The sequence below is a fragment of the Bradyrhizobium sp. SZCCHNR1098 genome (assembly GCF_032489375.1).
GTDB lineage: Bacteria > Pseudomonadota > Alphaproteobacteria > Rhizobiales > Xanthobacteraceae > Bradyrhizobium.
Map to the genome: position 1 here is coordinate 174,655 of NZ_JAUEXY010000003.1, position 12,261 is coordinate 186,915.

Here is a 12,261-nt window from a genome sequence, read left to right on the forward strand (position 1 = left end):
AAATTGTCGTGAAGCAGTCAGTACCACCCCCGTTTGACCTCGCTGCCGAGCATCTCGTCATAGACGTCGGAGCGGCGGTCGCGCAGGATCTGGTTGAAGGCGTTCCAGTTGCGGGCGCGGCGGGCCTCGCCGAGCGCGACGTCGGCAATCACGATCTCCTCCTTATCGCGGCTCGCGGGGCCGGCGACGGGCCAGCCGGTGTAGCTGACGATCAGGCTCTGGCCCTCGAACGGCTGGCCGCGCTCGACACCGACGCGGTCAGCGCAGGCGATGAAGATCGAGTTGGAATGCGCCGCCGCCATCGCCAGAATGTTGGCCATGGCCTCGCGGCCCGGCGCCTGGCCGGGGATCGGAACCCAGTTGGTCGGCACGCAGACGATATCGGCGCCCTGCAGCGCGTTGAGGCGATAGCTCTCCGGGAACCAGCCATCGTAGCAGATCGCCATGCCGATGCGGCCGATCTCGGTGTGGTAGACGGGGAAGCCGAGATTGCCGGGCTCGAAATACAGGTTCTCCTCGTTCCACAGATGCACCTTGCGGAACGTGCCGATGTAGCCCTTCGGCCCGATCAGCACCGCGCTGTTGTAGAGCTTTGCGCCGTCGCGCTCGCAGATCCCGGCCACGAGATGCAGGCCGTGCTCGGCCGCGATCTCGCTCCAGGCCGTCACGGCGGGACCGCCAGGGATAGTCTCGGAGGCGGCGAAGGCCTCTTCGCGCGACTTGAACACGTAGCCGGAGGAGGCAAGCTCGGGGAGCACCACGAGCTTGGCGCCTTGCGCCACCGCCTGTTGGATCAGATCGAGGCTGTGGGCGAGGTTGGTTGCCAACTCGCCGACCATCGGCTGCATCTGGATGCAGGCGATCCGCACTTTGCTGTCGTCATCCGTCGTCAAGGCACGAGTCTCCGTTGCGTTCGCGAGGTCCGCGCGCGCCAAACAAAAAGCCCCCGACTGCGCCTTGCGGCGCAATGCGAGGGCTGCATAGCCTGATGTGAAATGGCCGACCGGCCATTGGCGGACATCCGATGTCCGCGATGGCCTCAAGTAATTCCCATGCTTGATACGAAGTCAACGCCATCGGCTGCAAAAATTTCGGGCCGCGGCTGCCCAACGCATGAGCGCGGAAACACCCGCTCAGCGCGAGGCCGGCGCATCCAGCACCCCCAGTCCTCCGAGCGTCTCCTGTGCATTGATGATGGAGATTGCGATGTCGGCCATGGCGACGCGCTTCTGCGTCGCCTGCGCGCGGATCAGCTCGTAAGCCTCGACCTCGCCGACCTGCTTCAGCCCCATCAGGATCTTGACCGCCTTGTCGACGTCGCGCCGCGCCTTCAAGGTCTCCTCCAGCTTCTGCACCTTGCCCTCGAGCCGCCGCGTATAGCCGCGCAGCGAGCGCGCCAGCACCAGCGACGACAGGATGCCGAACGAGCGGATCGGCTTGTTGACGACGCCATGCGCGTTACTGTCGAGCAGTCGCTTCAGGATGGTCGGGTTCTCGTAGTCGACGATGGCGATGAAGGTGAGGGGATGATCGCTGGTGCCTTCCGGAAAGATCATCTCCTCCGAGGTCTCGATCAGCTGGAACACCGTGTCGATGTCGTGCGGGATCGCGGCCGGCGGCGGCCATACGCCGCGCACGTTGCAACCGATGCGCTTGAGCTGGTCGATCAGCGCGTCCCCCTCGGCGTCGCGTGGATGGATCACCAGCACGCGGGCGCCGCGCAGCTCCTCGATGAGGCGGCGCACGCCGGGCTTCATGCGGTCATCCGGCCTCATGCCGACAGCGCCTCTTCGCTCAGCCAGCGGCCGCCGATCGGCGACACCGAAAGATAGGGATCGGGCTTGATCGGGCTCTTGCTCTCCCAGACGATGTCGAACTGGCCGTCGGCGCGCACGCGTCCGATCCGCGGCGTCACCCAGACATGGTTATTGTCGGGATCGATCCGGATCGGTCCCTCCGGCGCATCGAGGCTGAGGCCGAGCGCAGCTTCCACCAGCTTCTGGGTGTCGAGGCTGCCCGCCTGCGCCAGCGCCAGCGCGAACAGCTTGATCTGCGCATAGGCCGAGGCGCTCCACATGCTGACCGGCTTGTCGGGGCCGAAGGCGGCGGCGAACGCCGCCTTGAAGCGGTCGTTGCTGTCGCGCGCGAGCGTACCGAAATAGCTCGCCGCGGTGAGGTGACCCGCGCAGTATTCGGCGCCGATGGCGCGGACCTCGCCTTCAGCCATTGTGAGACTGGCGATGGGCAGCCGCTTCGGATCGAAGCCCGCCTGCGCATACATCCGGTAGAAGCGCTGCGCGGTACGGCCGACGATGGTCGAGAACACCACGTCGGGCGCGGCGTTCCTGATGGAGTCGAGCCCGCGTGCGAGTTCGGCGTCTCCAGCCTCCATCGTCACATATTGCTCGCCGACGACGCGGCCGGCATAGGACTCGACGAGGTCGCGCATGATGCGGTTGGATTCGCGCGGATAGATGTAGTCCGATCCGATCAAATAGACGCGCGGGCCGTGCTTGCGCACGATGTATTCGGCGAGCTGGAACGCGTTCTGGTTCGGCGCCGGTCCCGTGTAGATCACGTTCGGCGAATATTCAAAACCCTCGTAGAGCGACGGATACCAGAGCAGGCCGTTGCGGCGTTCGATCGCCGGCAGCACCGCCTTGCGCTCGGCCGAGGTCGAGCAGCCGAAGATCACGGAAGCGCCGTCCTCGGTGAGCAGGCGGTCGGCGAGCTTGCGGAACGTTTCCGGCTGCGAGCCTGGATCATAGGCGATGACCTCGATCTCGCGGCCGAGCACGCCGCCGTCCCGGTTGATCTCCTGGATCGCCAGCGCGGTGCCGAAGAAGTGCTCGGACTCCGTGACCTCCATCAGGCCGCTGCGCGAGAACAGCACGCCGACGCGCCAGACATCCTTGTCGGATGATTTTGCGGCCGGTCTCGTCGTCATCATCATGCCTCCAGGTCAACGGGCCGGTCGGGCCGGCTCGGAAGCGCGGACTATTGCGGCTCGCCGTGCGGTTGGCAACCGGGGGCGGGGCCGCAGGCGGGGATCCCGATCAGGCAAGCCGCAGCATCGCCGCGACGCCAGGGCGTCCGGATCATGCGGCAGGCGGGCCCTCGTGAACCGATGAGGGCGCAGGGAATGCCGGGCGCTGGCCGCACCCATGGCCCGCCTGCAGAAAAAAAGCAGGCGGCAGTCACCACAGGTCAGCCGAGACATCCCGGCATTCCCTGCGCGGAGGTTTTAACGCTTATACGCGATCTCCCCGGGGACCGGCTTGATTGACCCCGTCGATCGCAGAGCTCATCAGGACTCCGCAACCTCCAGCCTCAGCACCGGGAGGCCAGGACCACGCGATTTCACGTCCGCAAGGCCATCGTTCGTCCGCACACATGATGCGCGCCGATGCCCTCGCGTCCACCGCATTGCCGGTCCAACGTCTCGTGACGACGCGTACGCCCCTCATCCGGACCGGAACGCGGATCTTATACGCCTGATTTGCTGATTTTCAGAAGCGCTTTATTTTTCGAGCAGGCTCTTGAAATCGGCGTTGTTGCTGGAACGGCAGACAAATTCGGCGTTCTGGAGCATGTTTTCGCCGGCAATGTCGCGTCGTGGCAGGGGCCAAAGTCGAATTCGAACGTTGACCATCTCGCGACCAAGCGGCAAACCGTCCGCTGTGGATGAAGGAACGGGTCCAAGTCATGGTCCCGTCCGCTAGGAAAGCCAGATGCGTAGCCTCGAAGACCGAGCCCTGCTTCTCTTGCTCGTCGCGATATCGCTGATGTTCGGGTGGATCCTGCTGCCGTTCTACGGCGCGGTTCTGTGGGGCGTCATCGGCGTCATCGTCTTCGTTCCGCTGCACCGCTGGTTGGCGCGGTCGATGCACGGCCGACACGGCCTGGCGGCGGCCGTCGTGGTGTTGATGTTCGTCGTGATCGTCATCCTTCCGCTGTCGCTGATCGGGGCGTCGCTGGCGCAGGAGGCCTCCGGAGTCTACAAACAGATGCAGTCCGGTCAGCTCGACATTGGACAGTACTTCCAGAAGATGCTGGCCGCGCTTCCGACATGGGTGGTCGATCTGCTCAATCGCTTCGGACTCGGCAGCCTCGCCGGAATGAAGGGCAAGCTGTCGGCCGTCCTGCTGAAGGGCAGCGAGGTCATTGCGAGCCAGGCGCTCGTGATCGGACAGGGTACGTTCGAAGTCTTCGTCAATCTGTTCATCATGGTCTATCTGCTGTTCTTCCTGCTGCGTGACGAAGAGACGCTATCGGAGCGCATCAAGAGCGCCATTCCGCTGCGCCCGGAGCAACGCGATGCGCTGCTGCGGAAGTTCACCGTGGTCATCCGCGCGACGGTGAAGGGCAGCCTGCTCGTCGCTCTGGCGCAAGGCGCGCTGGGCGGCCTGATGTTCTGGTTCCTCGGCATCAACGCGCCCCTGCTGTGGGCAGTCGTGATGGCCTTCCTGTCCTTGCTTCCGGCAGTGGGAGCGGGCCTCGTCTGGTTTCCGGTCGCGCTCTATCTCCTTGCCATCGGATCGATCTGGCAGGGTGTGGTCCTGATCGCCTATGGCGCCCTCGTCATCGGTCTCGTCGACAATGTCCTGCGTCCGATCCTGGTCGGACAGGACACCAAGATGCCCGACTATGTGGTGCTGATTTCGACATTGGGCGGGATCGAGGCATTCGGCCTCAACGGGTTCGTCATCGGGCCGGTGATCGCGGCAATGTTCATCGCGATCTGGGACATCTTCTCGACCTCGCGCTGTGAGAGGGCCTTGGCGCCGGATGCCACGCGCGGGACGGGATGAGGGGAACGCGGTGCACAATGTGGAGCGCGCATTTCATCGGGCGGATTAACGGATCGTAACCCGTCCTCTCCTAGCCATGAGGCGTTCGACGGGTTAAGTTCATTGATCCGCCGCATGCGCTCTTTACCCGTCTCCTGACGGGCGTCCACGTCCCAGACTTTCTCTTCCAGAGCGGTTCGTTGTCAGGCGCACGATGAACCATTTGGCTTCGACGGCGGTTAAACCGACGATAGCTCGTGATTTCGAACTCCTGCAGCCTGTTCGGCGGTCCGCAGGGGTCCATTTGGCCGCGGTCTCGCCATGCGCGATCGCCAAGAACACAAGGTGGAGACGACATTGCAGTTCGATCAGCCAGTCGCGATGGCGATTGTGCCGCCCAAGGACCGCGCCACGCTGCGCGCCGGCGATAACGAGGGCCGCGCCGCGGCCGATGCCCGCTACTGGATGCAGATTCTCAGCAGCTACCGCACGCCAAACCGCCTGCGCAGCGTGACCGAGCTGGTGATCACCGCCGTGCCGCTGGTGGCCCTGTGGACGGCCGCCTGGTTCGCGTTCTCGCTCGGCCATGCCTGGGCTTCGTTGCTCATCGCGATCCCCGCCGGCGGTTTCCTGGTGCGTCTGTTCATGATCCAGCACGATTGCGGCCATGGCACCTTCTTCGCCGGGCGTCAGGCGAACGACTGGGTCGGCCGTGTCCTCGGTGTGCTGACCCTGACGCCCTACGACTGGTGGCGGCGCACCCATGCGATCCACCACGCCACCAGCGGCAACCTCGATCGGCGCGGAATCGGCGACATCGATACGTTGACCGTGCGGGAATATCAGGCGCGGTCGGCCTGGGCGCGGCTGCGCTACCGGCTGTACCGCCACCCGCTGGTCATGTTCGTGGCAGGGCCTGCGTATTTGTTCTTCCTGCAGCACCGTCTGCCGTTCGGTCTCATGCGGGCCGGCTGGTCGCCCTGGATCAGCACGATGGCCACCAATTTCGGCATTGCCCTGGTGGTTGCCGGGCTGATGTGGCTCATCGGCATCCAGGCGTTCCTGGTCGTGCATCTCCCGATCATGCTGCTCGCCGCCATGGCCGGCGTGTGGCTGTTCTATGTCCAGCATCAGTTCGAGCACACCGTCTGGGAGCGGGACGAGCGCTGGACGATGCAGCAGGCCGCGCTCTACGGCAGCTCACACTACGACCTGCCGGGATGGCTGCACTGGCTGACCGCCAATATCGGCATCCACCACGTCCACCATCTCTCGAGCCGGATTCCCTATTACCGGCTGCCGGTCGTGCTGCGCGATCATCCCGAGCTGCGCGAGATCGGCCGCATCACGCTGCCGGAGAGCCTGCGCTGCGTCCGGCTGGTGCTGTGGGACGAGTCGCAGCGCCGGCTGGTGTCGTTCCGCGAAGCCAGGATGGCGAGGCGCTAAAGCCCCGGGAATCGTAGGGTGGGCAAAGCGACGCCGTCAGGCGGCGCGTGCCCACCAACGGCGCCGGTGCGTGACGGCGGTGGGCACGGCGCGCGATACTGCGGTGCAAGCCGAGATCGCGGTGGAGCGCGCCTTTGCCCACCCTACGATTGCTTCGCTGCGCCGCTGCGCTCGCCCGCCCTGCGGACTGATTTACTTGTCGTTGACGTCGAAGCGTGCGCCGCAGGCATGAAAATGGTTGTCCGTCGTCTCTCCATCAGCATCATAGATGTAGAGCGTGACGGGACATCGCTGTGCGTTGGCCCATTGAATGGCCTCGCAAACAGATAGGCCTTCTCTCTTGTCGTAATCTACGACCAGGGACACCGGAGCCTCGTCGGCTTGGTCGGCGTCGGCGCAGCTGTTGTCGTGCTCGACGGCCTCGACGATGGCTGTCACGAATTTCCAACGGTAGGGACGACTGCGCCGATCAATCACATTCCAAATCATGAGCACCTATGGTTCTCGGTGTGGTGTAGCTCTGAATTGCTTCGCTGCGCCGCTGCGCTCGCAATCAAAGTATGTAGGGCGGATTAGCGGAGCGTAATCCGCCAATGGGCGGCGTAGCATCGTGCGGCGGGTTACGCTGCGCTAACCCGCCCTACGGATTTTCAGAACCCATACAGCCGCGCCGGATTGTCGACCAGGATCTTCTTGCGGATCGCGGCATCGGGGGCCCAGACCGGCAGCTGGTTCATCAGGCGGCCGTCGTCGATCGGATAGAACGGCCTGATATCCGTGACCTTCAATTCGGGATGCGGCGACGAATCCGGGTGGGGCCAGTCGGTGCCCCAGACGATGCGATCGGGGTTGGCTTCGATCAGGGCCTTCGCGAACGGGATCACGTCCGCGTAGTCGGGGCCGCGGGTCGAGGCGCGATAGGCGCCGGAGATCTTTACATAGGCCTTGCCGCTGCGGACGAGCTCGACCAGATCGGCAAAGCCCGGCTGCCCGAGGCCGAGATCAGCCTGCGCGCCGCCGAAATGATCGAACACGGCCGTCACGGGCGATTGCATCACGAGGTCCTTGATGGCCGCGATCATCGCCGTGTTGGTGTAGAGCTGGACATGCCAGCCGCGCGCCTTCATCCGCTCGACCGCGACATGGAAGCGGGCGCGGCCGACATTGGGGTCGTTGATGCCACCGGTCGCGAGATTGAGGCGGATGCCGCGGAAGCCCTCGGCATGCATGGCATCCAATTGCGCCTCGGTGGTCTTGTCGTCGATGACCGCGACGCCGCGCGCGTCATTGCCGCGCGCCTTCATGCCGTACAGCGTCGCAGAGTTGTCGGTGCCGTAGACGCTCGGCGTCACGATCACCACGCGCTGGATATGTAGAGCCTTGTGCAGCGCCGCCATCTCGTCGGGCAGGGCCGGCTCCGGCGTGTAGACCCGGCTCGCCGCAAACGGAAATTTTTCGGGGTCGCCGTGGATGTGGGTGTGGCAGTCGCAGGCCTGTGGCGGCACGTCGAAATCGACCGGGGTCGAAGGTTGCGCCGGCTTGGCGCGCGCGGCTGTCGTGGTCATCGTCACTCCGGCGGCAAGCGAGGCGAGCAGCAGGCTGCGGCGGTTCAGCATGGCGATCCTTCCCAGGGCTTGGCGCGTGCATTGTGGCTGACGCGCTCATTGTCGATGAAGGGAGCCTGAACCCGCTGTCGTCAGTGGGCAAGAACGAAGTGCGGCATGGCTGTTCGCAGGACGAGAGCGAGACGAGGAAGTCTATGGTGAGGCCGCGGCCGCCGGCCGCAGCAACCGGTCGGAAAGGACCGGTGCTGCCGACCGAACAGATCGGTCTTACTCCTTGACGATGCGCACCGCGCCCTTGGCGGCGCTCGACGCGAACGCCGCATAGGCTTTCAGCGCGGTCGAGACCTTGCGGGCGCGCGTCTTCGGCTTCCAGGCTTGATCGCCCTTCGCCGCCATCGCTGCGCGCCGGTTGGCGAGCTCCTCATCCGACACTGCGAGATGGATGGTGCGGTTGGGGATGTCGATCTCGATGCGGTCGCCGTCCTGGACGAGGCCGATCAGGCCGCCCTCGGCAGCTTCCGGCGAGACGTGGCCGATCGAGAGCCCCGAGGTGCCGCCGGAGAAGCGGCCGTCGGTGATCAGCGCACAAGCTTTGCCGAGGCCCTTCGACTTCAGATAGCTGGTCGGATACAGCATCTCCTGCATGCCAGGGCCGCCGCGCGGGCCCTCATAGATGATGACGACGACGTCGCCTGCCTTGATCTTGTTGGTCAGGATGGCTTCGACCGCGGCGTCCTGGCTCTCCATGACGCGCGCAGGGCCGGAGAACTTCAGGATCGAGGCATCGACGCCCGCGGTCTTCACGATGCAGCCGTCGCGCGCGATGTTGCCGGTCAGCACGGCCAAGCCGCCGTCCTTGGAATAGGCGTGCTCGATGTCGCGGATGCAGCCTTTCTCGCGGTCGAGATCGAGCTCCTCGTAGCGGCGGTCCTGGCTGAAGGCGACCTGCGTCGGCACGCCGCCGGGCGCGGCTTGATAGAAGTTCTTCACGCTCTCGCTCGCGGTCCGGCGGATGTCCCAACGCTCCAGCGCAGCCGCCAGCGAAGTCGAATGCACGCTCGGCAATTCCGTGTGCAGCAGGCCGGCGCGGGCGAGCTCGCCGAGGATGCCCATCACGCCGCCGGCGCGATGCACGTCCTCCATGTGCACGTCGGCCACAGCGGGCGCGACCTTGCACAGGCAAGGGACCTTGCGCGAGAGGCGATCGATATCCGTCATGGTGAAGGGGATTTCCCCCTCATGCGCGGCCGCGAGCAGATGCAGCACGGTGTTGGTCGAGCCGCCCATCGCGATGTCCAGGCTCATCGCGTTCTCGAACGCCTTGAAGTTGGCGATGTTGCGCGGGAGCACGGATGCGTCGTCCTGCTCGTAATAGCGGCGGGCGAGGTCGACGACGAGATGGCCGGCCTCGACGAACAGGCCCTTGCGGTCGGCATGGGTCGCCAGCACCGAGCCGTTGCCGGGCAGGGACAGGCCGAGCGCCTCGGTCAGGCAGTTCATCGAGTTCGCCGTGAACATGCCGGAGCAGGAGCCGCAGGTCGGGCAGGCCGAGCGCTCCATCACCTCGACATCCGCGTCCGACACCTTGTCGTCGGCGGCGGTCACCATGGCGTCGATCAGATCGACCTTGCGCAGCTTGCCCGCGATGTTGACCTTGCCGGCCTCCATCGGGCCGCCCGAGACGAACACGGCCGGGATGTTGAGCCGCATCGCGGCCATCAGCATGCCAGGGGTGATCTTGTCGCAGTTGGAGATGCACACCATGGCGTCGGCGCAATGCGCGTTGACCATGTACTCGACGCTGTCGGCGATCAGCTCGCGCGAGGGCAGGCTGTAGAGCATGCCGTCATGGCCCATCGCGATGCCGTCGTCGACCGCGATGGTGTCGAACTCCTTGGCGACGCCGCCGGCCTTCTCGATCTCCCGCGCCACCAGCTGGCCGAGATCCTTCAGATGCACATGGCCGGGCACGAACTGGGTGAAGGAGTTGACGACCGCGATGATCGGCTTGCCGAAATCCTCGTTGGTCATGCCGGTGGCGCGCCACAGGCCGCGGGCGCCGGCCATGTTGCGGCCATGGGTGGAGGTACGGGAGCGATAGGCGGGCATGGTGGTTTCCTTAGGCGTTCCTCGGGATCAGGCAATGTTGGTCCGCGGGCGGAAAGGATCCCGACAACCGACGGACGGCAATGATGCGGCGAGGCATACAGCGAAGTGCTTGATGATTCGACCCTAAATTTCGCTGTTCCGGGATGCCCTCCGGGCAGGGCCGGGGCCTCGTGCCGCTCCCGCAGGTTCCGGCCGGCCCCGGTCACGCGTTTGTGGCTACGTCGGGAACAGGAAGGTCGCTTAGATTAGAACGGTCGAGTTTTGTTCGCCCCGATCCAGCCCGAATGTTCCTGCCGCAGCCTTCGCCGCCCGCGCGTCCCATGCCGTCCGTCATCCGCTTCCGCCACCTGCCGACCCTTGCCGCGCTGCTTCTGGGCGTTCCCGGCGCGGCCTCGGCCCATGCCATCATCGTCTCGTCGCAGCCCGCGGCGGGCGGGACCATCGAGACGCAGGCGACAATGATCCGGCTGCGCTTCAACAGCCGCATCGATCACGCCCGCTCGCGGCTGAAGCTGCGCGCGCCCGACGGAGCCGAGCAGGCGCTTACTCCGGCAGTCGATGCGCCGGCCGACGAGATCGACGCCGAGGCCAAGGCGCTCAGCCCCGGCGCCTGGCATCTGCAATGGCAGGTGCTCAGCGTCGATGGCCACATCACCCGTGGCGACATTCCTTTCAACGTGCGCTAGCCGTGTCGCTGTTGCTCGACATCTTCGGCTATCTCTCGGTGGTGCTGCGCGGCCTGACCCTGCTGGCACAGTCCTTCACCATCGGCGGCTTGGCATTTCTGCTGTTGCTGCTGCGCCCGCTGCAGGACAGGCTGTCCGCTGACGCGATCGTGGTCGGCAAGCGCGGCCAGCGTTTCCTGCGCCGAAGCGCATTCGGCTGGTTCGCGGTGGTGCTGGCCTCGCTCGCGGTCAACATGGGAGCGCTGATCGGGACGCTCGACCTGTCGCTCGGCGCGGCGGCGAGCGCGGATTTCGCCCGCTCCGGCATGGCCGTTGCCGCCTGCGCGCTCGGCATCGCCGTGCTCGCCCGGACCGGCAGTTGGGCCGCCTGGCGCGTCCTGGCGCTGACTGTGCTGACCATCTCAGCGCTGCTGCTGCAGCTCAACCTGACGCACGCGGCGAGCCGGCTCGAGGTGCGCTGGCCGCTGCTTGCCGCCGACTTCCTGCACATGCTCGGCGCCGGCGTCTGGATCGGCGGCCTGCCGTATTTCTTGATGGCGCTGAACGGCTGCAAGGCTGATGACGATCAGCGCCTGATCGGGCGGCGCTACTCGCTGATGTCGATGGTCTCGGTGGCAGCCATCGTGATCGGCGGCATTGTGATGGCGATCGCCTATCTCGGCGCGTTCGCGGCGATCTACGGCACCGCTTACGGCGTCATGACCTCGGCCAAGGTCGCGATGCTGCTGATGCTGCTCGCGCTCGGGGCGGCCAACTTCTTCGCCGTGGAGCGGCTGCGCCGTCGCGATCGCGCTGCGCCTCTGCTGCGGATGAAGCGCTTCGTCGAGGTCGAGCTCGGCATCGGGCTGACGGTGCTGCTCACCGCGGGCTCGCTGACCTCGCTGCCGCCGGGCATCGATCTCAGCCAGGACCGGCTGAGCTGGCAGGAGATCGTCGCGCGCGCCGCGCCGCAATGGCCGCGGCTGACGAGCCCCTCGGTCGACCAGCTCACGATCTCGCAGCTGCAGGCCAGGATCGATGCCGCCGACGCGCAGCGCGTGACCGCGCCGCAGGCCTATGTCCCCGGCGAGGGCGTGATCCTGCCGCGCAGCGCCGCCGACATCGCCTGGTCGGAATACAACCACCATTGGGCGGGCATCTTCGTCGTGCTGATCGGCGTGCTCGCGCTGATCGAGCGCTTCTCCTGGGGCCGCTGGGCCCGGCACTGGCCGCTGTTGTTCCTGGGGATGGCGGCGTTCCTGTTCCTGCGCGCCGACGAGATGGCCTGGCCGCTCGGCCCGATCGGCTTCTTCGCCTCGTTGCGCGATCCCGAAGTGGCGCAGCACCGGCTGTTCGTGGTGCTGATCATTCTGTTCGGCCTGTTCGAATGGCGGGTGCGGCTGCGCGGGCAGGCGGCGGGCCGGGCGGCGCTGGTGTTTCCGCTGACGGTCGCCGCCGGCGGCGCGCTGCTGCTGACCCATTCGCACGCCATCGCCAACATCAAGGATCAGCTCCTGATCGAGATGAGCCACACGCCCTTAGCGCTGTGCGGCATCACCGCCGGCTGGGCGCGCTGGCTCGAGCTGCGCCTGGACGGCCGCATCAGCCGCGCCGCCGCCTGGGTCTGGCCGGTGGCCTTCGTGCTGGTCGGGCTGATCCTGCTGGATTATCGCGAGGCGTAACGAG

The 12,261-nt window shown here is 65.9% G+C and carries 10 protein-coding genes; 4 read left to right on the top strand and 6 right to left on the bottom strand.

The genetic code is table 11. From position 1 onward, the window contains the following. Positions 1-17: 17 nt before the first annotated feature. The 3 genes from QX135_RS08895 to QX135_RS08905 form a co-directional block, all read right to left on the bottom strand. Entirely contained in the window at positions 18-893 is an 876-nt protein-coding gene (locus tag QX135_RS08895) for a nitrilase family protein (RefSeq protein ID WP_316176613.1), read from the bottom strand. A 240-nt stretch (positions 894-1,133) separates the two neighbouring features. Beyond that, positions 1,134-1,757, bottom strand: coding sequence for an ANTAR domain-containing response regulator (locus QX135_RS08900; RefSeq protein WP_315737327.1), 624 nt, complete (start codon positions 1,755-1,757; stop codon positions 1,134-1,136). A 14-nt stretch (positions 1,758-1,771) separates the two neighbouring features. Beyond that, positions 1,772-2,947, bottom strand: a complete 1,176-nt coding sequence (locus tag QX135_RS08905) for a transporter substrate-binding domain-containing protein (RefSeq protein ID WP_315811616.1) — start codon at positions 2,945-2,947, stop codon at positions 1,772-1,774. Between the two features lie 784 nt (positions 2,948-3,731). On the opposite strand from QX135_RS08905, the gene QX135_RS08910 reads away from it, so the two are divergent. Together QX135_RS08910 and QX135_RS08915 are read left to right on the top strand one after the other, a co-directional pair. Then, positions 3,732-4,811 carry an AI-2E family transporter gene (locus QX135_RS08910; RefSeq protein ID WP_315772557.1) on the top strand — a complete coding sequence of 360 codons (1,080 nt, stop codon included), beginning with the start codon at positions 3,732-3,734 and terminating at the stop codon, positions 4,809-4,811. A 300-nt stretch (positions 4,812-5,111) separates the two neighbouring features. Continuing rightward, positions 5,112-6,236, top strand: coding sequence for a fatty acid desaturase (locus QX135_RS08915; protein ID WP_315737331.1), 1,125 nt, complete (start codon positions 5,112-5,114; stop codon positions 6,234-6,236). 192 nt (positions 6,237-6,428) lie between these two features. Here the strand turns inward: QX135_RS08915 and QX135_RS08920 are convergent, their stop codons facing one another. The 3 genes from QX135_RS08920 to ilvD all read right to left on the bottom strand — a co-directional run bounded on the left by QX135_RS08920 (position 6,429) and on the right by ilvD (position 9,910). Further along, positions 6,429-6,725, bottom strand: a complete 297-nt coding sequence (locus QX135_RS08920; protein ID WP_315774273.1) for a hypothetical protein — start codon at positions 6,723-6,725, stop codon at positions 6,429-6,431. Between the two features lie 161 nt (positions 6,726-6,886). Beyond that, positions 6,887-7,852, bottom strand: a complete 966-nt coding sequence (locus tag QX135_RS08925) for an amidohydrolase family protein (protein ID WP_315774258.1) — start codon at positions 7,850-7,852, stop codon at positions 6,887-6,889. 216 nt (positions 7,853-8,068) lie between these two features. After that, positions 8,069-9,910: a dihydroxy-acid dehydratase gene (ilvD, locus tag QX135_RS08930; protein WP_315737333.1), complete on the bottom strand. Its 1,842-nt coding sequence runs from the start codon at positions 9,908-9,910 to the stop codon at positions 8,069-8,071. Between the two features lie 320 nt (positions 9,911-10,230). Between ilvD and QX135_RS08935 the strand changes: the two genes are divergently transcribed. Together QX135_RS08935 and QX135_RS08940 are read left to right on the top strand one after the other, a co-directional pair. Then, positions 10,231-10,596: a copper resistance protein CopC gene (locus tag QX135_RS08935; RefSeq protein WP_316176612.1), complete on the top strand. Its 366-nt coding sequence runs from the start codon at positions 10,231-10,233 to the stop codon at positions 10,594-10,596. A gap of 2 nt (positions 10,597-10,598) precedes the next feature. Then, complete coding sequence (locus QX135_RS08940; protein WP_316234034.1) at positions 10,599-12,257, top strand: copper resistance D family protein; 1,659 nt, start codon at positions 10,599-10,601, stop codon at positions 12,255-12,257. Positions 12,258-12,261 lie beyond the last annotated feature (4 nt).

Excerpts from the sequence above, each read along its gene's own strand:
- ilvD (WP_315737333.1), bottom strand. The coding sequence starts at position 9,910 with ATGCCCGCCTATCGCTCCCGTACCTCCACCCATGGCCGCAACATGGCC.
- QX135_RS08920 (WP_315774273.1), bottom strand. The coding sequence starts at position 6,725 with ATGATTTGGAATGTGATTGATCGGCGCAGTCGTCCCTACCGTTGGAAA.
- QX135_RS08910 (WP_315772557.1), top strand. The coding sequence starts at position 3,732 with ATGCGTAGCCTCGAAGACCGAGCCCTGCTTCTCTTGCTCGTCGCGATA.
- QX135_RS08900 (WP_315737327.1), bottom strand. The coding sequence starts at position 1,757 with ATGAAGCCCGGCGTGCGCCGCCTCATCGAGGAGCTGCGCGGCGCCCGC.
- QX135_RS08935 (WP_316176612.1), top strand. The coding sequence starts at position 10,231 with ATGCCGTCCGTCATCCGCTTCCGCCACCTGCCGACCCTTGCCGCGCTG.
- QX135_RS08905 (WP_315811616.1), bottom strand. The coding sequence starts at position 2,947 with ATGACGACGAGACCGGCCGCAAAATCATCCGACAAGGATGTCTGGCGC.
- QX135_RS08925 (WP_315774258.1), bottom strand. The coding sequence starts at position 7,852 with ATGCTGAACCGCCGCAGCCTGCTGCTCGCCTCGCTTGCCGCCGGAGTG.
- QX135_RS08915 (WP_315737331.1), top strand. The coding sequence starts at position 5,112 with ATGCGCGATCGCCAAGAACACAAGGTGGAGACGACATTGCAGTTCGAT.